Source organism: Paenibacillus zanthoxyli JH29 (assembly GCF_000520715.1).
GTDB classification, from domain to species: Bacteria; Bacillota; Bacilli; order Paenibacillales; family Paenibacillaceae; genus Paenibacillus_AQ; species Paenibacillus_AQ zanthoxyli.
The window spans coordinates 1-20,658 of record NZ_ASSD01000333.1; the positions used below are offsets into that span (position 1 = coordinate 1).

Below are 20,658 nucleotides of genomic sequence, written 5' to 3' on the forward strand. Positions count from 1 at the left end.
CGCCGATGCAATTAGATGATTTGTACAGACGTGTAATCATGGATCATTATAAGAATCCCCGGAACCGCGGCTTGTTCGAAGACGATGCTATGAAGGTGGAACTGAACAACCCTACCTGCGGCGACCGCATTACACTGCAGCTTAAAGTGGAAGACGGGATCGTGAAGGAAGCCCGGTATATCGGTGAAGGCTGTTCGATCAGCATGTCCTCCGCTTCGATGATGACCGAAGTGGTTAAAGGGAAGACAGTAGAGCAGGCGCTGGATTTGGCCAGCCGATTCTCTGCACTGATGAAGGGCGAGGACGTGACGTTCGACGATTACGAAGATTTAGAGGCCCTGTCCGGCGTTAACAAATTTCCGGCGCGGATCAAATGTGCGACTCTGGCCTGGAATGCGCTGCGCAAAGGCATCGACGAGGAAGAGCGGCAACATCACTAAATAAACTGAAGGAGGCGTACCCCATGGCCAAAAAAGCGCCTGAAATTGAAGAGTACAAATATGGTTTTCGGGACGAGCACAAGGCGGTATTTCAAACGGGTAAAGGGCTGACTCCGGAAATTGTGAAGGAAATCTCGGCGATTAAGAATGAGCCGCAGTGGATGCTGGACTTCCGTCTGAAATCGCTCGAGCAATTCGGTAAAATGCCGCTGCCGCGTTGGGGCGGAAACCTTGACGAACTGGATTTCAACGACATTCAGTACTATGTAAGACCATCCGAGAAGCAGGGCAAGACCTGGGAAGAAGTTCCTTCCGAAATCAAGGAAACATTCGATAAGCTCGGCATTCCCGAAGCGGAACAAAAGTTCCTTGCAGGTGTATCCGCACAATACGAATCCGAGGTCGTCTACCATAGCATGCAGCATGATCTTGAAGAGCAGGGTGTAATATTTACGGACACGGACACGGCTTTGCGTGAGCATCCCGAGATCTTTAAGCAGTATTTCGGCACCGTGATTCCTCCGACCGACAACAAGTTCGCAGCGCTCAACAGCGCCGTTTGGTCGGGTGGAAGCTTTATCTACGTTCCAAAAGGCGTTAAATGCGAAATACCGCTACAGGCTTACTTCCGGATCAACTCCGAGAACATGGGACAATTCGAAAGAACGCTGATCATTGCCGATGAGGACAGCTTCGTGCATTACGTGGAAGGCTGCACCGCTCCGGTCTACAGCACGAATTCGCTGCACAGCGCGGTCGTTGAAATCATCTGTAAAAAGAACGCGCGTGTCCGCTATACAACCATTCAGAACTGGGCGCCGAACATCTACAACCTCGTTACCAAACGCGCGGTTGCGGAAGAAAACGCGACGATGGAATGGGTTGACGGCAACATCGGTTCCAAGCTGACGATGAAATACCCGGCGGTCGTTCTGAAAGGACGCGGAGCCAAGGGTTCCGTACTCTCTATCGCGGTAGCCGGTAAAGGCCAGCATCAGGATGCCGGCGCCAAGATGATCCATCTGGCACCGGACACGACGTCCACCATCATTTCCAAGTCGATCAGTAAGCACGGCGGGAAAGTTACTTACCGCGGACTCGCTTCCTTTGGCCGTCAGGCGGAAGGCGCGAAGTCAAATATTAAATGCGATACGCTCATTATGGATAACGAATCTACTTCGGATACAATTCCTTATAATGAGATTATGAACGACAATATTACGCTGGAGCATGAAGCGACCGTCTCCAAGGTATCCGAGGAGCAGCTCTTCTACCTGATGAGCCGCGGTCTTACGGAAGCCGAAGCGACCCAGATGATCGTAATGGGCTTCATTGAGCCGTTCACCAAGGAACTGCCGATGGAATACGCCGTCGAGATGAACCGTCTTATCAAATTCGAGATGGAAGGAAGCATCGGCTAGCCTTGAGGTGATCAAGGGTTCCCGGCTTATGTAACATGCAAATACGTGTCCGCAGTGATCTTGACGCATTTTTGCCCAAGGCGCTCGGGCACGTATTTTTTTACATAAATGAATGACTGCATATCCAAGATTAGGAGGAATACGATGAGCTTTGTATCTGTTTTGGGCAGAAAGGATTTTTTATGCGTAATGAGCGATGGAACGTTAATAGGGGATAATAAAGAAATCTTGAAAGAAGATTATCAGAGATTTATTAATATCGGGAATCAAGCGTTTATTGCTTTTGCGGGCAGCCAAGGACCGTGTGAAGAGTTGTCGGTGCAGATGCTGCCGTACTTTGATGTAAAGACGGATTTCTCTGTCATCCATAATGCGCTGGTTGATTTTTTCAATAGCGATGATTTGAATCAACGCGGAGTTAAGGTCATGATTGCTTTTGGCGGTATAAATCTTGACGGCAATATTGAATTTTTCACAGTGGATTCAGAAACGAACAAGAGCGAGAGGTACTTCCCGGAGGGGGAGGACCTTAAATTTTGCTTCTTGCGCAGTGGGGATGCTCTAACCGATCTGAACGTTAAGGGAAAAATGGTAGAGCTGCTGCGAACAACGGGCGCGAATACACCCACCGAATGCGTTTCCGCTCAAAAATTACTGAATGATTTTATTGCTGATCATGATGCTGAGGTAAATAAGAAAACTTCAAGAATGGTCATCAAAAAATGATAAGTGAATGCCTTACCCTTGCGGTGAGGCTTTTTATTTTCGCTTAAACAACTAGACAAGAACATATGTTCTGTGGTAAGCTGTGAGTGGAAATTCAAACTCAGGAAGGAAAGGATGTTGAAGGCATGGCAAAGCTAACCCCCTACATTTTTTCGGAGGATGCAAGATCGCAGGCTGCGTTTTACACCGAGGCGCTTGGTGGAGAAGTTCTGAGTGTGATGACATTCGAGGATGGCCCAGACCAAAATCCGGAGTATAAGGACAAGGTTATGCATCTGAGTTTCAAGGCGGCTGGTATTCTTTTCTATATGAGCGATTCCTTTAAGCCGATCGAACGGGGAAATGGATTGGCCCTTACGCTTGAATTTTCGACTGAAGAAGAGGCTTATGCGGCTTTTGATAAGCTTGCCGAAGGCGGCAAAGTAATCGACGCGTTGAAGAAGCAATTTTGGGGAGCACACTTCGGCCAGCTTGAGGACAAGTACGGCATGTCGTGGCAGGTCGTAACGGAGATGGAGATGCCTGAACCATCTTGATTTAATCAAAAGCCGTTAAAGCCAGACAATTTATAATGACAAGGATAACGATGAGCGTTTCCGACAATGGGGACGCTTTTTATTTGTTTCCGATTTTTCTTTGTACACCAGTATTTGTGAGAAAAAGGAAGCATTCTATGAATCCGGGGGCGTATTTAGCTGGTTAAGCGGTGTTTTTGGGTGTTTGACGTTAAATTTGGGTGTTTTTCCGCTTTGCTCCATTAAATTAGGAGTGATAACTCCTTAAAGTCTCTAGAAATTGAAAGCGTTAAAGTTCGGAAACTTGTGAAAAAAAGGAGGAGAGACATGGATGTTCTTAGGCAGCTGCGGGTTTATTACCGGGAGAGGCTGCATTTTCTGATTCTATCGATTGTTTGTTTGGCTGCCGCTACGGCCGTGGGGCTAATTACCCCCAACCTGCTAAGAAAGCTGATTGACGATGTTATCTTACCTATGAAATTTAGTGATGTTCCCCTGCTTGCGCTGACGGTATTGGCCGTTGTATGTTTGAAGGCGTGTCTGCAGTTTGCACATGGATTTTTCGGAGGAAGGCTTGGGAATTATTTGGCTTACCGTCTTCGGAATGCGTGTTATGAGAAGCTGCAATTTTTGTCCTTCCGTTATTATGACACCGCCAAGACCGGTGATCTCATGTCCCGGCTGACCGGCGATCTGGAAGCAATCCGTCTTTTTATCGGCTTCGGATTTGCGCAGCTATTAAATGTCTTCTTCATGGTAGCGTTTGGATCGATGATGATGTTCTCATTGAATTGGCAGCTTACTCTGGTGACGCTGGTTACGATGCCGTTCCTGGCTGCGGTTGCTTTTAAATTCGAAGGTCGTATCCATCCTGCTTTTCAGGAGATGCGGCAAGCGCTCAGCGAGCTGACGACAACGGTTCAGGAGAACGTTACCGGTGTGCGGACGGTCAAGTCTTTTGCCAGAGAGCGGTATGAGGTCGATAAATTCTCAGGACGCAACGAACGCTACAAGAACAATCAAATATACGCCGCCGAACTGTGGAGCAAGTTCTTCCCGGCTATGGAGTTTCTGGCATGCGCTTGTGTAGCGATTCTACTTGGAGTTGGCGGAACGCTTGTTATTAACAAGCAAATGACGCTCGGCGAGCTTGTCGCTTTTTTCAGTCTAATCTGGTATATTATTGCGCCTGTATGGGGTCTCGGGTTTCATATTAACAACTATACGCAGTCAAAGGCTTCCGGAGAGAGAGTGCTCGAGGTGTTGAACCAGTGGATTGATGTGCAGGATAAACCGGATGCAGTAGAACTGAATTCAGCCGAAGTTAAGGGTCATATCGTCTATGACCATGTTACCTTTGCCTACGGGAATAAGGTGCCGGCGGTTACGGATATTCATTTTGAAGCCAAACCGGGATCGGTCATCGGCTTTCTGGGCGGAACCGGGTCGGGCAAATCGACGATTATTCAGCTGCTGATGCGTGCTTATGATGTAGATGAAGGCAGCGTTAGGCTTGACGGTACTGACATCAGGGAACTGGGAGTGCGAAGTCTCAGATTGCAGATCGCCGCCGTGTTCCAGGAGACCTTTTTGTTCTCATCCTCCATTCGGGGAAATATCGCTTACGGGCTGAAAGAGGTGACGATGGAGGAGGTTATCCGGGCGGCAAAATTAGCCAAGGCGCATGATTTTATTATGGAAATGCCGGAAGGCTATGACACCGTTGTAGGTGAGCGCGGCATGGGGCTATCGGGAGGCCAAAAGCAGCGGATCGCCATCGCGAGAGCCCTGCTGCTGAATCCGCGGATCTTGATTCTTGACGACGCTACCAGCGCGGTCGATATGGAAACAGAACATGAAATACAAACGGGCTTTCAGGAGGTTATGCACGGCCGGACGACGCTCATCATTGCTCACCGGATCTCATCTCTCCGCCACGCCGACCAGATTATCGTTATGGATGGAGGAAGAATCGTGCAGCGGGGCACCCATGAGGAACTGATTGGCATGCCCGGGGCATACCGGGATGTATACCGGATTCAATACGCTGAATATTTGGCGAAGGCCGCCGGTGGTGAAGACCAGTGAATCATGTAGCGGCAAGCAGAAAAAATGAAGCTCCGGGTTCTCTGAAATCAGAGACAGACGCAACGGTACAGAAAAGATTTGTTTATAGGGATGACGAAGTCATTGATAAAGCTTTTGACTGGAAGCAGTTTATGCGGTTGTTCGGCTACATGAAGCCGTATGCCAGACAAATGCTGCCGCTTGTCATCCTGATGATGGTGCTGGGAACGATTACGAAGCTGATGGTACCGTTTCTAACCAGTCTGGCGATCGACAAGGCGATTGCACCTAAGAACGGGAACCCGGATCAGGCATTGCTATATGCGCTCACCGCAGGCGTTATCGTTCTATACATCGTGCAGTGGATCGCAGGCGTATTCCGTATCAAATATACGAATGTGATCGGTCAAAAAGTCATTTATGATCTTCGTTCCGATCTATTCAAACATATTCAGAAGCTGTCGTTCAATTTCTTCGACAAGCGTCCGGCCGGTTCGGTACTTGTGAGAGTCACCAATGATATTAACTCTCTTCAGGATCTGTTCACGAACGGGGTTGTGAACTCGATTATCGACTGCGTGCAGCTTGCCGGTATTGTCGTTATTTTATTGGCGCTGAACTGGAAGCTGGGACTTGCGGTCATGGTTACCGTTCCGATTATGTTCCTCGTCTCGACTAAGTACCGCCGGACGATTCGCATAGCCTGGCAGGCGGTGCGGATCAAAAACTCGCGAATCAACTCCCATTTGAACGAGTCGATTCAGGGCATCCGGGTAACCCAGGCGTATACCCAGGAGCTTGAGAACATGAATTACTTCGATGCAATGAACAGGGACAGCAAGAAATCCTGGGATAAGGCGTCGGCAATGAACCAAGGATTCGGGCCAATTATTGAGGTGACGGGCGGGCTCGGAACGCTGGTTCTTTTCTGGTTAGGCGCGTATATGATACAGACAGGCAATCTGACCGTCGGCGTGCTCGTTGCATTCAGCACATACGTGAGCAATTTCTGGGACCCGATCAATCGGCTCGGGCAGACTTACAATCAGCTGCTCGTAGCGATGGCCTCCTCGGAACGGATCTTTGAGTATTTGGATGAAGAGCCGCTTGTTCAGGACAAACCGGAGGCCAAGCCGCTGCCTACCATTCACGGAGATATTTCCTTTGAACGGGTCTATTTCGAATATGAAAAAGGGCGTGCGGCGCTGAAGGGAATTGATCTTGAAGTATCAGCCGGACAGTCGATTGCGCTTGTCGGCCATACCGGTTCGGGCAAGAGCACCATTATTAATCTGATTGGACGCTTCTATGATATTACGGGGGGCAGAATTACGATAGACGGCCAAGATATCCGTGATGTTACGCTAAATAGCCTCCGTAGCCAGATTGGAATCGTGCTTCAGGACACATTCATCTTCTCCGGAACGATCAGGGACAACGTCCGCTTCGGAAGGCTGGACGCAAGTGACCTGGAAGTAGAGGATGCGGCCAAAGCGGTAGACGCCCATGATTTTATTATGAAGCTGCCGGACGGCTATGCAACTCAGGTAGAAGAGCGCGGCAGCGCACTGTCGATGGGCCAGCGTCAGCTGTTGTCTTTTGCCCGGGCGCTTTTGGCCAATCCGCGCATTCTGATTCTGGATGAAGCGACAGCGAGCATCGATACCGAAACGGAGCTGAAAATCCAGGAGGCGCTGAAGGTGCTGCTCAAAGGGCGTACTTCGTTTATCGTCGCCCACCGTTTGTCCACGATCCGCCATGCGGATCAAATTGTCGTCCTCGACCATGGGGAAATCAAAGAAATGGGAACTCATCAAGAACTGACAGAACAACAAGGCATCTATAACGGTCTGATCGAAGCGCAGTTCCGGTTTCTGTAATATTTCGCCCGAGTACACTTCGAAAAGTCCCTAGTTTAAAGAAGGAGTTGAAAGCTTTGAAGGAAGTGTTCAAGCAAGTTCCTTTATACAGATTTCTGTACTTTTGCAATGAAGTTAATCTTGATCGGGTGGTACTGGATTGCGGTGCGGGAGGCGAAACTCCGCCTTTAAGTTTATTCTCGGAATTCGGATATTCGACGTTTGGCATTGAGTACGATATCAAACAATTGAAACGGGCCGCGGAATTTGCCAGAGCCAAAGATCAAGAATTAAATATAACACAAGGCGACATGAGGAAATTGCCCTTCGGAGACAAAACGATGAGCTTTGTATATTCCTACAACTCCGTATTCCATATGACAAAAGCGGAAGTTGAGCTTTCCATAGCCGAAATGAAGCGGGTTTTAAAGTCCGGGGGACTGCTGTTTGTAAATTTTCTCACAACCCGTGATTTTCGATGCGGACAGGGTGTCAAGGTAGGAGTTAATCAATACGAGCAATTTGAGGACGATCTTCCCGTTATTCATTCTTATTACGAGGAGGGGGAACCGGACCCATTGTTCAGCGATATGGATACGTTATATAAAGAGGACAGGATATTGGAGAGAATATATAACGGGGAAAAGATTCGTCAGGGGTTCGTCGATTATATTCTACAAAAGAAATGACATGGTAAAGAGACCGCGTTTTTCTTTTTAGACAGACGCAGTCTCTTAATTAAACTGTGAACAATCGTCACAGCTTTTGAATCTTGAACACAAAGCGCCATGTTGCCGTGTTTCCGGAATAACGTCCGCGGTTCTCTACCACGCTAACATTTAAGGTCTTACTTACAGAGGATTTGATAGAAGCGACTTTGACCGTAGCATTGGCTGTTCCGTCTTCGGGATATTTATCCTGTTCCTGCGCGTCTGCGCGAAGCTTGATCGAGCCCGAAGAGCTTACGTTTACCGTTACGGATGATCCTTCCTCAATCTCCTTGCCGTTTACATAACCGCCCCACAACCACTCGTTGCCCACATGCTCATTGTGAACCAGTTCAGCGCTTACCAAGGTTACTTTTACCTTTACCGTCTTGCCTGCCGCAAAAAGTGGCTGGGTGGAAAGGATAAAGGCCAACATCAACAAGAGTCCTGATTTTACCGCTTGCTTAACCATAACGCATCTCCCCTATAATCTATTTTCTTCCAATTATACACCCAATATTTACTAGGGACATAGAACTATATGGAAAAAGTATGTACAAACTGTATCCGTCTTTGACTGAATAGAGACAACCGCCTTGAATAGGGCTGATAAAGTATGATATATTCGAGCATCAGAATGAAAGGAATGGTTATAAGCCATGGACTGCTAACCTATCCGCCACCAGAAAATCGGTTCATCCGAGTTCTCTGGATAGGAGCAGTATGCGCTTTTGGTATGTGTGGAAGCAGATACGCTTTCATTAGAGAAGGTGCGTGTCTTCTTGTTGTACAACTGCGTCTCCTGTCCGGTTACCGGACAGGGGGCTTTTGTATTTTGGAGAGGAGACAAGATTTTGTCCGAGCAAAGGAGTGAGGGACTTATTATGAAAAGCTATCGGTATGAGATTATCGAGCGGCTTCCAACGGTTACGGAGCATAACTCTTTATGGCAATCCGTCGGATGGGGAGAAGTCGATGCGGAAATGACGAAACGCTCCATTGCAGACTCCGTACATGGCGTGGTGGCGGTCTGCAATGGCAGGATCATTGGAATGGGAAGAACCGTCGGCGACGGGGCGATGTATTTTTATATTCAGGACGTGGCCGTTTTGCCTGAGCTAGTCTGTAATTGCCCTTGGTTGGAGCCTGCTGAAATCCTTAATCCATATAAATCTCAACAATTGCTAAATTCCGTTCACGGGAAAGATCAATGAAGCGTCCTCCGCTTTGTACGAGGGGGCGAAACACGTCGGTTGTATTATTCAAAATAATAACGCCCATATCGCCGGTGCTGAGCAGCACTCTTTTACCAATAAAGTTCGGCATAAGATGCTGGATAAAAGCTTGTACGGACTTGCCGTTCAGCTTGCCGAAGCCGAGATTGTGCAGCTCCCGCAATACGCCGATGAGCTCCCGTTTCGACTGATACACCCGGGAAGTCGTCATAGCGCTGTACACGTCTGCGACCGCGGCGATCTGGGCGTACGGATGTATCTCGTCTTTTACCAGATTGGAGGGATAGCCGGAGCCGTCCTCGCGTTCATGATGCTGAAGAGCAACGAGTGCCGTGCTGTGGTCGCTCATGGAGTTGAGGATAATCTCGTAACCATATGTAGTATGCCGCTGGATTTCCTGAAATTCCTCCGGAGTCAGCTTGCCGGGCTTCTTCAGAATGGCTGCCGGAATGCGGCATTTGCCGATATCGAGCAAATAGCCTGCCCGCGAAATTTCGTAGCATTCCTTCTTGGAATAGCCAAGCCAGAAAGCAATATAATAAGTTAGCATACCGACCTGAAGGGAATGGATGTAAGTATAGTCGTCATCACGATCCAGCAGAAGGAGCAGAGAAACGACATCTTTATTCTGATCGAGCGAATTCAGCAGAGGATTCAGGATATCGTCAACCATGGTCTGGTTGAAGCTTCCTTTGGTCAGCGCCTCCAGATAGAGGGATTCAAAGCCTTCTATGGTTTGGTCGAACTGCTTAGTTACCGTCTGAATAACAGACGGGGCTGAGGGGGCCAACTGTGCGGGACCTTCAATGTCAACATAGTCCACGCCATGCAGCAAAAGTTTATTAATGTCATCTTCCTGGAGCTCTGCTCCTTTGGACAATATCAGAATGCCTCGGTTGCTGAAGGTATCTTCCTTCAGGAGATCGCCGGGCTTTAAATCCGTGATGTGCACTTTCAAATCCTATGCCACCTCTACCTGTTATTATTTAAAAATATAAGAATGTATTAACAGCGCGCTTATACATCTCTTCTATATTCTATGAGAAACGGATACAGCCTCTAAATGAAGTTGCAGCCGTTCTTTCTTGAGCATAACAAGAAAAGGTGAATTTCACAATGAAATCATTGGGAAATTATAGGCCAATTGTCACGATAAGCCTTATCAGCGCCCTTCCATTCCTCAGACGAAGCGCCTAGGTCCTTTTTCCATATAGGAACCATACGTTTCAGCTCTTCGATCGCGAAGCGGCTTGCTTCATAGCAGGCGTCGCGATGCGGGGTAGAAACGGCGATGACAACACTGGCTTCCTTCAATCCAACATGTCCGATCCGATGAGAAATGGCGCAGCGCGCCTGCCAGCGTTCCATAACCTCACGGCCGATTTCCTCAAACTTGGAGAGAGCCATCGGAACATAAGCCTCGTAGTGAAGCGCCTCAGTCCGCTCGTCTCCGGTCATTTCCCGTGTTGTCCCGACAAAGACAAGCGAAGCGCCATGATCTTTGTCCAGCACTTTATCCAGGATGTCCTCCGTACGGAGCGGCTGCTCCGTTACGGTATACAATCCATTCTGGGTGCTGCCCTCCTCCGGGGTAGGCTCCCCCCCGGAAACCGGAGGGATCAGCGCCACTTCAGAGGAACCAGAGATAACAGTGTCTTCCGGAGCATATTCGCGATCAATGGCAACCATGGAAACGCTGATCTGACCGGCGGCTTCGGGATAGGAAGCGGACAACAGCTCCTTGAGTTTACCGGCAGTTACCTGAGGCTCGGCTACTTGGAAATCTAGGACCTGGGAGCCGATCGCTTCGGCCAGCCCCGCGAAAAGACGAATTGAAATTTGCATGTTGGGTTCACCTCGTTAATGATCGTAATGACTTCAATATACCATATTGTGATTGAAAATGTTATGCTAGGCTCTAAAGACACACTGCCTGCCGCCTCTTATGGGAGCGGCTATAAAGCCGGAAGGAGCTTGGACGATGAGGCCCGAAACAGAGCGACTTACGATTCTTCATACCAACGATATTCACAGCCACTTCGAAATGATGAGCCCGCTCGCAGCGGCTATCACAAGGCAGAGAACAGAAGCTCAAGGTGGCATCGTACTGCTCTTTGATATCGGCGATCATATGGACAGGGCCGCTGCGGCAACCGAAGGAACGATGGGCCAGGCGAATATTGATATGATCAACCTTACAGGCTATGACGCCGTCACGATCGGAAACAATGAAGGCCTGACGTTTTCAAAAGAGATTCTGACGGGCATCTTTGCCGGCCTCCAGTGTCCGGTCGTATGCTGTAATTTGGTAGAGACGGCAACGGGCAATCCCCCGCTTTGGATGAAGCGCCACACGATTCTGGAAAGAGAGGGGGTTAGGATCGGAATTACGGGAGCAACCGCGCCCTTTGCCCCGTTCTATTCGCTGCTCGGTTGGGATGCGATGGAGCCGGAAGAATGTCTCCGGGAAGAGTGCCGGCTGCTCGCGCCTCAGGTGGATATTCTGATTATCCTTTCCCATCTGGGCCTGCCGGCTGACAAGCTGCTTGCGGAGCGATTGGAAGGCGTCCACGCCATTCTGGGCGGACATACCCATCATGTGCTGGAGCAGCCGCTGATCATTGGCGGTACGGCCGTATGCGGGGCAGGTAAATTCGGGCGATACCTGGGGCGGCTAGTATTCGAACGCGGCGAAGAGAACGGGCTTTTCCGGTATGTAACGGGTGAGAGCTTCCCCGTCGATCCCTCGCTCTCCGAATCCGCAGTTTCCGCTGCGTCCATGCTTCATTTGGAACGCGGAAATGAAGCATTGAGCGAGACGGTCGCCATTACCGACCGGAGCCTCGCGCTTGATATCAGTGGAGAATCCCCTTTTGCCAATTTGCTGGCGCAGTCGGTGAGACGTTTCACGGGAACTGCGTTCTCGCTGGTAAATGCCGGCCAACTGCTCGGACCGCTTCCTAAGGGGGAGATTACGGCAGGTATGCTGCATGCGCTTTGTCCTTCCCCGATCAATCCGTGCGTTATGCGGCTGTCCGGCAGAGATATCCGCATCGCGCTGAAGCAGAGTCTGGCCGCCGAGTTCCGTGAGAAGGTCATTTACGGTTACGGCTTCCGGGGAGAACGGCTCGGCGGTCTGGCGGTGGACGGAATAAAAATCCTGTACGATCCTTATGCGATGCCGTATGATAAAAATATTGCAGTTTTTGTCGACGGACAGCCGCTTGAGGACACCAGGGAGTATTCCGTCGGAACGATCGATATGTTCACTTTTCGTGCGGGATATGAGTCAATAGGAAATGGACAGGATGTTCTGTTCCTGCTGCCTCATTTCCTGCGGGACCTGCTGCGGATGGAATTGCAGCGTCCGGGAAGTCTGGACGAGTGCGCGCAAGCCCGCTGGGAACCGATAATTCCCTAGCAGCCCGCCAGCCTTTTTTCATTTACTCAAATCGCAGAACTGTTTAGGAGGCCAATATGGACACGATTACAGCCATTATTCTAGCCATTGTTGAAGGGATTACCGAATTTATTCCTGTTTCCTCTACCGGCCACATGATTCTGACCTCACGGCTGCTTCAATTTAACGAACAGAGTGATTTGATGAAGACGTTCGAAATTGTCATTCAACTGGGAGCGATTCTCGCCATCGCGTTCGTTTACCGCCGCCGCATACTCGATCTGCTGGGAATCGGCCGCAAGAGGGAAAGAGGGGGCGTTATGCCCCGCTCGCGGCTCAACCTCATCCACGTCATTTTAGGTATCGTTCCTGCGCTGGCCGTGGCTTTTTTCGCCCGAGATTTTATCAAGAGCCTGTTTGGGGCCAGTACGGTGCTGTGGGCGCTTGTCGCAGGCGGGATTCTGATGATCATTGCCGAATGGGTCAACAAGCGCAAAATTCGGGTCACCGCGGAAGAAATGGACGACATATCCTACGGACAGGCCCTGGCGATCGGACTGTATCAGATTATTTCCGTGCTGTGGCCCGGCTTCTCGCGATCCGGCTCAACCATCTCGGGCGGCATGCTGACCGGCGTCAGCTATAAGGCTTCGGCCGACTTCTCCTTTTTGATCGCCATCCCGATCATGTGCGCGGCTTCAGGGTATGAACTGCTCGATTCGTATAAGGAGATTACCGGCGATATGATTGGAATCTTTGCTATCGGATTTTTGGTTTCGTTCGTTGTAGCTTACATCGTCGTTGTTTTGTTCATGCGTCTGATCCAAAAAATCCGGCTTACCCATTTTGCCATTTACCGCTTTGTGTTGGCCGCCTGTTTCTGGTTGTTCGTTATGCGCTGATATCTACTGCCGCGGCGACGTTATAACAATGGATAATTGACTCGCTTGTTGTATGCAGCAGTAACGGTAGATATTAGAATAATCATAAATTTATAGCAGGGCACCTAATTACCGTTTAAGGCAGGAGTGAGCCAAGTTGCGTTTGGTACCGATCAACCGGCTTCAAGAGGGGATGAGGCTGGGCAGAAAAATATACAACGATGAAGGACTAGTGCTGCTCTCGGACGGTGTGGTGCTGGACAGTTCGCTCATTAGCCGCTTGTCAATGATAGATATCGGCTATGTATATATTCATGATGCGCTGACGGAAGATGTGGAAATTCCGAATATGCTTCAGGACGATACTCGTAATCAGGCGCTGAAGACAATACGCACTCAGTTTCAGGAAATGTCGAGCGCTTCAGGCATTAAGAAAGGCTTCTATCATCTGGATAAGAAATTCTCCAAAATTATGGATTCCATTCTGGACGAAATGTCCGGACAGGAAGATCCGATGATTATGCTGCACGACATGTATACTACCGACAATTACCTGTATTCCCACTCACTGAACGTATGCCTTTATACCCTGGTGCTTGGAATCGCTCACGGCTACAGCCGCAGCGAATTAACAATGCTCGGTCTGGGCTCTCTGCTCCATGATATCGGCAAGACGCAGATCCCGGTCAAAATCGTCCAAAAACCGGGTATGCTAAACGATGAGGAGTTTCGGCACATGCAGGCGCATACCGAGATCGGATTCAAGATTCTAAAGGATGAGCCGAACATTCCCCTGCTCGTCGCCCATTGCGCATTGCAGCATCATGAGCGGATTAACGGGTCCGGCTATCCGCGCGGCCTCCTCGGCCCAGAGATTCACGAATATGCCAAATGGATCGGCGTGGCCGATTCCTATGACGCCATGACCTCCAGCCGTGTCTATAAAAACGCTATGCTGCCGCACCAGGCGGTAGAGGCGCTTTATGTCGGCTCAGGTACGCTATACGAGCAGCAGCAGCTGGAGATTTTTCGCGACCGTGTGGCGATTTACCCGATTGGCTTGGGTGTCAAACTCAGCACCGGGGAGACCGGGGTGGTCGTCAAGATCGACCCGAGTCTTCCCCACAGACCCGTTGTAAGGATCGTTGAAGGCCCGGAGAGAGAGAAGATCGCACCTTATGAACTTGATCTGCGCAAGACCCTGTCCGTAATCATTTCCAGCGTGGTGGAATAGTTGCGGATACTTGAAAAAGTAATCGCCGAGAGTCTTATGTGGAGCCGGGCCGCCATGCAGCGGGAACGGGGAAGAAGGCGCCTCCGCCGGAGGGGCCTTCGCTCTCGTCTTTCGCTGCATTCTGTTTTTTGACGGGTCTGGCCTCTGCGAAACGGGTTTAAAAGTTGCGGGGGAATGCGGTTTTTTTAGAGTTCATGGTATGATATGGGGTAAGACGGAATTTCTGAAGGAGTTACTGTACATGAATAGGTTACAATCGCCAACTTCAATAACGAAGGAATTATCGCCCGATTACGATCCCTGGGACCCGATTCTCTCTCTGCACAGATACGGTAAGCACGTGCTCACGAGTGTGGAAATGACGGTGACGAATCTGTGCAATATGCGCTGCGAGCACTGTGCGGTCGGCGATAGTCTTACGACACGGGAAGGCGAGATGCTGCCGCTTGAGAATATGCTGAACCGCCTGGAGCAAGTGGAGCATTTGGAGACGATCAGCATTACCGGCGGAGAACCGATGTTCCGCGCGGATGCTGTGGACAATATCATCGTGCCGCTGCTCAAATATGCGAAGAAGCGGGGGGTGCGCTCACAGATTAATTCAAATCTGACGATGCCGTATTCCCGGTATGAGAAGCTGCTTCCTTATCTTGACGTTATGCATATCTCGTTCAACTATGTAAACGGCGACGATTTTCATGAGGTAGGTTTCTCGGGGAGCGGCCATGCCGTGGTAAAAGAGACCGCTTATCGCCTGTATGACACCATGCTGGAAAATGCGCAGCGCCTTAGCCGGGAGGGGATGTTCATTTCGGCGGAATCCATGATCAACTACCGGACACACGGCAAGCTGCCGGAAATTCACCGGCTGATCGGAGAAATGGGCTGCCGCAGGCATGAAGTTCACCCGATGTACGCCTCCAATTTCGCGTCTTCGCTTCCGGTTCTGCCGCTGAAGGAGACAGCCGCCGCTATCCATTCCCTGCTTGACCACAGGAATCCTGAGATGTGGATGCTGTTTGGGACACTGCCCTTTTTTGCATGCAGCATCTTGGAGGAGGACCACGAGCTGCTGCGCCGGCTGAAGTCCGAGAAGAACGTAACGGTACGGAATGATCCGGACGGCCGCAATCGAGTCAATGTCAACATGTTTACCGGTGACGTATTCGTTACGGATTTTGCCGACATACCTGCATTTGGGAATATCGCCGATAGTAAACTGGATGATATTTTTGCAAAATGGCAAAATGCGCATCCGCTTAATCAGAGGGTTAACTGCCACTGCGCCAATGCCGGCTGCTGCGGCCCCAATCTGCTGGTGAAAGAAATGTACTACCCGGATATTGATTTTAAATCAAGGAAAGCGATCAATTTGTAGAAATGGGGCGTTGTTATCGTGCATACGGAATTTGAGGTAGGAAGTTTAATTCTTAACCTTCTGCTTGTTCTGGTGCTCGTCTTTTTTAACGGTGTCTTTGTGGCGGCGGAATTCTCGCTTGTAAAGGTTCGCCAATCCCGGCTGACGCAGCTTCAAACCGAAGGCAACAAACTGGCGGGTTATGCGCTTACAGTCAACCGTCGTCTTGACGCTTATCTGTCCGCTACTCAGTTAGGTATAACCCTGGCCTCGCTTGGTCTTGGCTGGGTAGGGGAGCCGGCCATTTCGGAGCTGCTTGTGGAGCCGCTGATGTTCAAGCTGGGGGTTACGGATCATACCTTTATTTCGACCGTATCGGTCGTTATCGGCTTCTGTATCATCACCTTCTTACATATTGTGCTGGGCGAGCTCGCGCCCAAGTCCCTGGCGATCCAGAAGACAGAAGGTTCCGCGCTGCTGCTTTCAGCTCCATTGATTTTCTTTTACAAGCTGTTCTTCCCGGTTATCTGGGTGCTGAATGCGTCGGCGAACTGGCTGCTGCGGCTTGTTGGCGTAGAGCCGGCCAGCGAGGCGGAGGCCGCCCACTCCGAGGAGGAGATCCGCATCCTGATGAATCAGAGCGCGAAGAGCGGCGTGATCGATAAGGACGAAATGAAGCTGATGGACAATTTATTTGAGTTCTCCGACCGTTTGGCCCGCGAGGTGATGCTCCCCCGGACAGACATGGACTGCCTATACACAAACCTGTCCGTGGAAGAGAACATGCGGATCGTCTCGGAAACGAAGCATTCCCGCTATCCAGTGGCATTTGAGGACAAGGACCGGATTATCGGCTTTGTGCATATTACCGATTTTCTGCTCGCGTCTCCGGAGCAGCAGGGCGATTTGGCGGCTCTGGTCCGTCCGATCCTGAATGTGCCGGAATCGATCGAAATCAGCCATGCGCTGAGGCTGATGCAGAAGAATCATTCCCAGATGACGCTTGTTGTGGATGAATACGGCGGTACCGCCGGTCTGCTCACGGCTGAGGAAATTATCGAAGAAATCGTCGGGGATCTGCATGACGAGTTCGAAGATGAGCGTCCCGACGTGGAGTACAGGGATGGAGGCTATATCTCGGTCGACGGCCGGATGCTGATAGAGGATGTCAATGAACTCACAGGCGTCCAGATCGAGGACGACGAGGTCGATTCGATTGGCGGCTGGTTATTCAAGGAACTTGAAGGGAACCCGGCCAAAGGAAAACGCAGAGTCGTTGATCATGTGATCTTCGAGGTCGAAGAATCCACCCGGCTCAGGATTACCCGGATTAATATTCACCGGGAGGCTGCGCCTCTTGATGAAGAGCCGGCTGAAGCTCAGACTGAGAACGAATAATGAAATGAAGCGCATCCTGCATATTCATATTCCCGCAAGACTCGCCCCGCGCTAAAAAGGCGCATTTTACGGGGCGGGTCTTTAATTTTTCCTGAATAACGTCTTATTGGCCTGCGGACCTCATAAATTAGTTACTAAGATACTCCCGTGTGGCTTTGCTTTGCAAGCCAGAAAGGAAGTAAAGGAGGAATAACCGTTGAGCACTCAACCGTTGAATTCTCAAGCGTTCAATCCCCAAGCATTTTATTCTCAAATGCCGAATCTCCAGTCGCCGAATCCCCTGGCCTCGAATCCCCTGGCGTCAAATCTCCAGGCTTCGAATCTCCAGTCGCCGAACCCCTTGCCGCCGAATCTCCAGCCGTTAAATGTCCAACCGATGCATCCCCAGGTATCTGAAGAACGCTACTATAAGCCGTTCAGAGGACCGTTCGATCCCTGCCCGCCGATCCCTTGCAGGACCTATGTTGTGCCGCCCCAGCTGTTTCTGGGGTTTCAGCCTCCCAACCTGCCGCAGTTCAGTCTTCCGGAGGCGCTGAGATTCGGTACGCTCTGGCCTGCGCTGTTCAGTCCGTATTCACCTCAAATCAGAGGAGGGAATTAAGAGATGGATGCGAATCCTTACGATCGCCGTTACTATGAGCTGCTGGAGCAGCTGCAGACGCTTGATTTTGCGCTGGTGGAGTTGAATCTTTACCTGGATACCCATCCGACCGACCTGAAGAGCATCCAGCAGTTTAACCAGCTTACCCAGGAGCGCACCCGGCTGGCAAAACAGTTCCAGGAGCTGTACGGTCCGCTGCAAAACTTTGGGCGCGCTTATTCGAAATGCCCTTGGGAATGGAGTCAGAGCCCCTGGCCCTGGCAGGTCTAAGCAAGCATAAAAGAGGCGAAAAGGGAGGTTATGCGTGTGTGGGTGTATGAAAAAAAGCTGCAGTATCCGGTAAGAGTGTGCAAGTGCGACGTCCGGATGGCAAGGTATCTGATCGAGCAGTATGGGGGCGCGGATGGGGAGCTGGCTGCCGCTCTTCGCTATATGAATCAAAGATATTCCATCCCGGATAAGATTATCGGGGTACTTACGGACATTTCAACGGAAGAGCTGGCCCATTTGGAAATGATTGCAACCATGGTCTACAAGCTGACCAAAGACGCGACCGTGGAGCAGCTGAAGGAGGCCGGTCTCGGCGCCCATTATGCCAACCATGACTCGGCTCTTTTTTACGAGAATGCTGGAGGCGTGCCGTGGACGGCCACCTATATTCAGGCCAAAGGGGACCCGATTGCCGATCTGTACGAAGACATTGCCGCAGAGGAAAAAGCACGGGCTACATACCAGTGGCTGATCAACATGACCGACGATGTGGATCTGCAGGACAGTCTCAAATTCCTTAGGGAGCGGGAAGTTGTACATTCGCAGCGATTTAGAGAAGCCGTCGAGATTCTCAAGGAGGATCAGGAGTGCAAGAAGGTGTTCTGAATTGGAAAAAAGGATAGATCTGATCGATTTATTCCTCAAATCAGCCTAAGACAGTCCCTTGGTCCACTTTGACGTGGATCATGGGACTGTTTTTGAGTCCTTCTTCCAGCACTTTAATAGATTGGTTTGATATAGTAGAATAGGATAGGTACTGGGATTATCTGCATGAATAGCGATAGATAATAGAGAGGGGATCCATTTGCGAAAAATTTCAGCAATCATGATTGTGATAATGCTGGTCCTAAATACGAAGGAAGGGATTGGAACGGCGGCATCCGCTTCCACTAAAGCAGCAGCTTCAGACGGCGTCAAGCTGGTGTTCGCCGGCGATATTCTGCTGGACGGTTATGTCGGCGATCAGATTACAAAATACGGGGTAAACTACCCCTTCCTCAAAGTGGCGCCCGTGTTGAAGCAAGCGGATGTAGCCTTCGCCAATCTGGAAACGCCCGTTTCGATAAGAGGCCAGGCGTCGGATAAAACATTCGTGTTCCGGTCCAAGCCGGGTACGCTCGCTGGGTTAAATTATGCCGGAATTGATGGGGTGACCGTAGCGAACAACCATATTCTTGATTACGGGCAGACGGCGATGATGGACACTTTATCCTATCTGGACAGTTATGGGATAGGCCGCACGGGAGCGGGCCGGAATATAGAGGAAGCGTTCAAGCCTTACACCAAGACTGTGAACGGCAAGAAGATCGCCGTGCTGGGTGTAAGCCATGTGCTGTCCAGCCCTTCGTGGTATGCGGGCAAGAATAAACCGGGTGCGGCCTCGGCCTACACCGCGGAGCCGCTGCTGAGCATGATCAAGCAAGCGGCCAAAGACAGTGATTTTACAGTCGTTTACATTCACTGGAATCAAGAATTCAAGGATTATCCGCTGCAAGAATCCCGTAAGCTTGCCAGACAGATGATCGACAGCGGAGCGGATCTCATTATCGGATCGCACAGCCATTGCCTGATGGGTATTGAGTACTACAAGCACAAGCCCATCTATTATTCGCTGGGAAACTTTGTGTTCAACCGCTCCACGCGGGGCGGGGAGAAGACGCTGGATTCAATGCTGGCCAATTTTCAAATTGCCGGAGATAAGCTGTCTGCCAGTATAACGCCGGTCAAAATCACACGCGGCCAGCCGGTATTTATGGATGCAAATTATAACAAGAAGATTATTCAGACGCTGAACAAGCTGTCATATAACGCTTCCGTTGATTCAAAGGGCAATGTGTCTGAGAAAAATATAAGCGCAAAGTGACAGCAGAGAGTGGCGGCCTTATGGCCGCTGCTCTTTTTTATTTGGAAATTATGACATAACTAGTTCTTATTTTGGATTAAATTTTAGCTATATATTGGAAATTTGTCGAATTTAGCAAAAATATTTTTTTGTATTTTGTCGATATGTATCAAAAAATGTAGAAATATGATTTGACAGGAAAGAAGCAGCACTTTACAATTCAATTAGAGTGTAATCACTTCTTACTCTTAATGGGACTTAAGCGTTTCCATATGTAAATGATTATAAAAAGTGTTATATCGAGGGGGATACTGGGATGAAGGCAACAGGAATTGTAAGAAAAGTGGATGAGTTGGGACGTATCGTTATTCCGATTGAGCTGCGCCGCACGATGGGGATTGATATCAAGGACCCGCTCGAAATTTTTGTCGATGGTGAGAAGATCATTCTCAGAAAATATGAACCGACTTGCATTTTCTCCGGAAGCTCGGAGCACCTGATTAACTTCAAGGGCAAGATGGTCAGCCGGGACATTCTCGACGAGTTGATTGAAAGCTTTAATCAGGCAAAATGAGAGGAAGGGAAGATTGGGCGTCTGACGCGCCGGGGAACAATCTTTCATAAGAGGCTGCCCGTGCACCGGGCTAGCCGCATAATATTAACAAACGGCAGGACAGCAAGCTCCGAATGGAGCAGGCAGCCTG

At 50.0% G+C, this 20,658-nt stretch carries 21 protein-coding genes; 18 read left to right on the top strand and 3 right to left on the bottom strand.

Annotated features, from left to right (window positions below; all coding sequences use genetic code 11):
• Positions 1-5: 5 nt before the first annotated feature.
• The 7 genes from sufU to L691_RS0112205 all read left to right on the top strand — a co-directional run bounded on the left by sufU (position 6) and on the right by L691_RS0112205 (position 7,717).
• Positions 6-440, top strand: a complete 435-nt coding sequence (gene sufU / locus L691_RS0112175) for a Fe-S cluster assembly sulfur transfer protein SufU (protein ID WP_025690804.1) — start codon at positions 6-8, stop codon at positions 438-440.
• A 23-nt stretch (positions 441-463) separates the two neighbouring features.
• Positions 464-1,861, top strand: a complete 1,398-nt coding sequence (gene sufB, locus L691_RS0112180) for a Fe-S cluster assembly protein SufB (protein ID WP_025690805.1) — start codon at positions 464-466, stop codon at positions 1,859-1,861.
• 144 nt (positions 1,862-2,005) lie between these two features.
• A complete protein-coding gene (locus L691_RS0112185) occupies positions 2,006-2,587 on the top strand; it encodes a hypothetical protein (RefSeq protein WP_025690806.1) in 582 nt (193 codons plus the stop codon).
• 125 nt (positions 2,588-2,712) lie between these two features.
• The gene (locus L691_RS0112190) at positions 2,713-3,123 is read left to right on the top strand and encodes a VOC family protein (protein WP_025690807.1); all 411 of its coding nucleotides are present in this window, start codon (positions 2,713-2,715) and stop codon (positions 3,121-3,123) included.
• 306 nt (positions 3,124-3,429) lie between these two features.
• The gene (locus tag L691_RS28700; RefSeq protein WP_036736806.1) at positions 3,430-5,190 is read left to right on the top strand and encodes an ABC transporter ATP-binding protein; all 1,761 of its coding nucleotides are present in this window, start codon (positions 3,430-3,432) and stop codon (positions 5,188-5,190) included.
• A 41-nt stretch (positions 5,191-5,231) separates the two neighbouring features.
• Positions 5,232-7,049 (top strand): ABC transporter ATP-binding protein, encoded by a 1,818-nt coding sequence (locus tag L691_RS0112200; protein WP_036736813.1) that lies wholly within the window; start codon positions 5,232-5,234, stop codon positions 7,047-7,049.
• 65 nt (positions 7,050-7,114) lie between these two features.
• The gene (locus L691_RS0112205; protein WP_232229167.1) at positions 7,115-7,717 is read left to right on the top strand and encodes a class I SAM-dependent methyltransferase; all 603 of its coding nucleotides are present in this window, start codon (positions 7,115-7,117) and stop codon (positions 7,715-7,717) included.
• 67 nt (positions 7,718-7,784) lie between these two features.
• Here the strand turns inward: L691_RS0112205 and L691_RS0112210 are convergent, their stop codons facing one another.
• Entirely contained in the window at positions 7,785-8,207 is a 423-nt protein-coding gene (locus L691_RS0112210; protein ID WP_025690810.1) for a hypothetical protein, read from the bottom strand.
• A 412-nt stretch (positions 8,208-8,619) separates the two neighbouring features.
• Here L691_RS0112210 and L691_RS31315 point away from each other — a divergent pair, with 412 nt between their 5' ends.
• Positions 8,620-8,949 (top strand): hypothetical protein, encoded by a 330-nt coding sequence (locus L691_RS31315; RefSeq protein ID WP_198023026.1) that lies wholly within the window; start codon positions 8,620-8,622, stop codon positions 8,947-8,949.
• Here the strand turns inward: L691_RS31315 and L691_RS0112220 are convergent.
• On the bottom strand, positions 8,894-9,928 hold the full coding sequence (locus tag L691_RS0112220) for an HD-GYP domain-containing protein (RefSeq protein WP_025690812.1): 1,035 nt from the start codon (positions 9,926-9,928) through the stop codon (positions 8,894-8,896). The genes L691_RS31315 and L691_RS0112220 overlap by 56 nt on opposite strands.
• 164 nt (positions 9,929-10,092) lie before the next feature.
• Entirely contained in the window at positions 10,093-10,815 is a 723-nt protein-coding gene (locus L691_RS0112225; RefSeq protein WP_025690813.1) for a molybdenum cofactor biosynthesis protein, read from the bottom strand.
• Positions 10,816-10,951: 136 nt separating this feature from the next.
• On the opposite strand from L691_RS0112225, the gene L691_RS0112230 reads away from it, so the two are divergent.
• From L691_RS0112230 to L691_RS0112275, 10 genes are all read left to right on the top strand, one after another.
• Positions 10,952-12,391 carry a bifunctional metallophosphatase/5'-nucleotidase gene (locus L691_RS0112230; protein WP_025690814.1) on the top strand — a complete coding sequence of 480 codons (1,440 nt, stop codon included), beginning with the start codon at positions 10,952-10,954 and terminating at the stop codon, positions 12,389-12,391.
• A gap of 56 nt (positions 12,392-12,447) precedes the next feature.
• Positions 12,448-13,272, top strand: a complete 825-nt coding sequence (locus tag L691_RS0112235; RefSeq protein ID WP_025690815.1) for an undecaprenyl-diphosphate phosphatase — start codon at positions 12,448-12,450, stop codon at positions 13,270-13,272.
• A gap of 136 nt (positions 13,273-13,408) precedes the next feature.
• Positions 13,409-14,485 carry an HD-GYP domain-containing protein gene (locus tag L691_RS28705; protein ID WP_036736809.1) on the top strand — a complete coding sequence of 359 codons (1,077 nt, stop codon included), beginning with the start codon at positions 13,409-13,411 and terminating at the stop codon, positions 14,483-14,485.
• Between the two features lie 241 nt (positions 14,486-14,726).
• Positions 14,727-15,863, top strand: coding sequence for a radical SAM/CxCxxxxC motif protein YfkAB (yfkAB, locus tag L691_RS0112245; protein ID WP_025690816.1), 1,137 nt, complete (start codon positions 14,727-14,729; stop codon positions 15,861-15,863).
• Positions 15,864-15,881: 18 nt separating this feature from the next.
• Positions 15,882-17,240, top strand: coding sequence for a hemolysin family protein (locus L691_RS0112250; RefSeq protein ID WP_025690817.1), 1,359 nt, complete (start codon positions 15,882-15,884; stop codon positions 17,238-17,240).
• 376 nt (positions 17,241-17,616) lie between these two features.
• Complete coding sequence (locus L691_RS0112255; protein ID WP_025690818.1) at positions 17,617-17,841, top strand: spore coat associated protein CotJA; 225 nt, start codon at positions 17,617-17,619, stop codon at positions 17,839-17,841.
• Positions 17,842-17,844: 3 nt separating this feature from the next.
• Entirely contained in the window at positions 17,845-18,111 is a 267-nt protein-coding gene (locus L691_RS0112260) for a spore coat protein CotJB (protein ID WP_025690819.1), read from the top strand.
• A gap of 36 nt (positions 18,112-18,147) precedes the next feature.
• A complete protein-coding gene (locus L691_RS0112265) occupies positions 18,148-18,717 on the top strand; it encodes a manganese catalase family protein (RefSeq protein ID WP_025690820.1) in 570 nt (189 codons plus the stop codon).
• A gap of 199 nt (positions 18,718-18,916) precedes the next feature.
• Positions 18,917-19,975 carry a CapA family protein gene (locus L691_RS0112270; RefSeq protein WP_025690821.1) on the top strand — a complete coding sequence of 353 codons (1,059 nt, stop codon included), beginning with the start codon at positions 18,917-18,919 and terminating at the stop codon, positions 19,973-19,975.
• Between the two features lie 295 nt (positions 19,976-20,270).
• The gene (locus L691_RS0112275; RefSeq protein WP_025690822.1) at positions 20,271-20,528 is read left to right on the top strand and encodes an AbrB/MazE/SpoVT family DNA-binding domain-containing protein; all 258 of its coding nucleotides are present in this window, start codon (positions 20,271-20,273) and stop codon (positions 20,526-20,528) included.
• The last annotated feature ends 130 nt before the right edge of the window (positions 20,529-20,658 follow it).

Bases quoted from the DNA above. Each gene is read 5' to 3' on its own strand.
- sufU (WP_025690804.1), top strand. From the start codon at position 6: ATGCAATTAGATGATTTGTACAGACGTGTAATCATGGATCATTATAAG.
- sufB (WP_025690805.1), top strand. From the start codon at position 464: ATGGCCAAAAAAGCGCCTGAAATTGAAGAGTACAAATATGGTTTTCGG.
- L691_RS0112185 (WP_025690806.1), top strand. From the start codon at position 2,006: ATGAGCTTTGTATCTGTTTTGGGCAGAAAGGATTTTTTATGCGTAATG.
- L691_RS0112190 (WP_025690807.1), top strand. From the start codon at position 2,713: ATGGCAAAGCTAACCCCCTACATTTTTTCGGAGGATGCAAGATCGCAG.
- L691_RS28700 (WP_036736806.1), top strand. From the start codon at position 3,430: ATGGATGTTCTTAGGCAGCTGCGGGTTTATTACCGGGAGAGGCTGCAT.
- L691_RS0112210 (WP_025690810.1), bottom strand. From the start codon at position 8,207: ATGGTTAAGCAAGCGGTAAAATCAGGACTCTTGTTGATGTTGGCCTTT.
- L691_RS31315 (WP_198023026.1), top strand. From the start codon at position 8,620: ATGAAAAGCTATCGGTATGAGATTATCGAGCGGCTTCCAACGGTTACG.
- L691_RS0112225 (WP_025690813.1), bottom strand. From the start codon at position 10,815: ATGCAAATTTCAATTCGTCTTTTCGCGGGGCTGGCCGAAGCGATCGGC.
- L691_RS0112230 (WP_025690814.1), top strand. From the start codon at position 10,952: ATGAGGCCCGAAACAGAGCGACTTACGATTCTTCATACCAACGATATT.
- L691_RS0112235 (WP_025690815.1), top strand. From the start codon at position 12,448: ATGGACACGATTACAGCCATTATTCTAGCCATTGTTGAAGGGATTACC.
- yfkAB (WP_025690816.1), top strand. From the start codon at position 14,727: ATGAATAGGTTACAATCGCCAACTTCAATAACGAAGGAATTATCGCCC.
- L691_RS0112255 (WP_025690818.1), top strand. From the start codon at position 17,617: ATGCATCCCCAGGTATCTGAAGAACGCTACTATAAGCCGTTCAGAGGA.
- L691_RS0112260 (WP_025690819.1), top strand. From the start codon at position 17,845: ATGGATGCGAATCCTTACGATCGCCGTTACTATGAGCTGCTGGAGCAG.
- L691_RS0112275 (WP_025690822.1), top strand. From the start codon at position 20,271: ATGAAGGCAACAGGAATTGTAAGAAAAGTGGATGAGTTGGGACGTATC.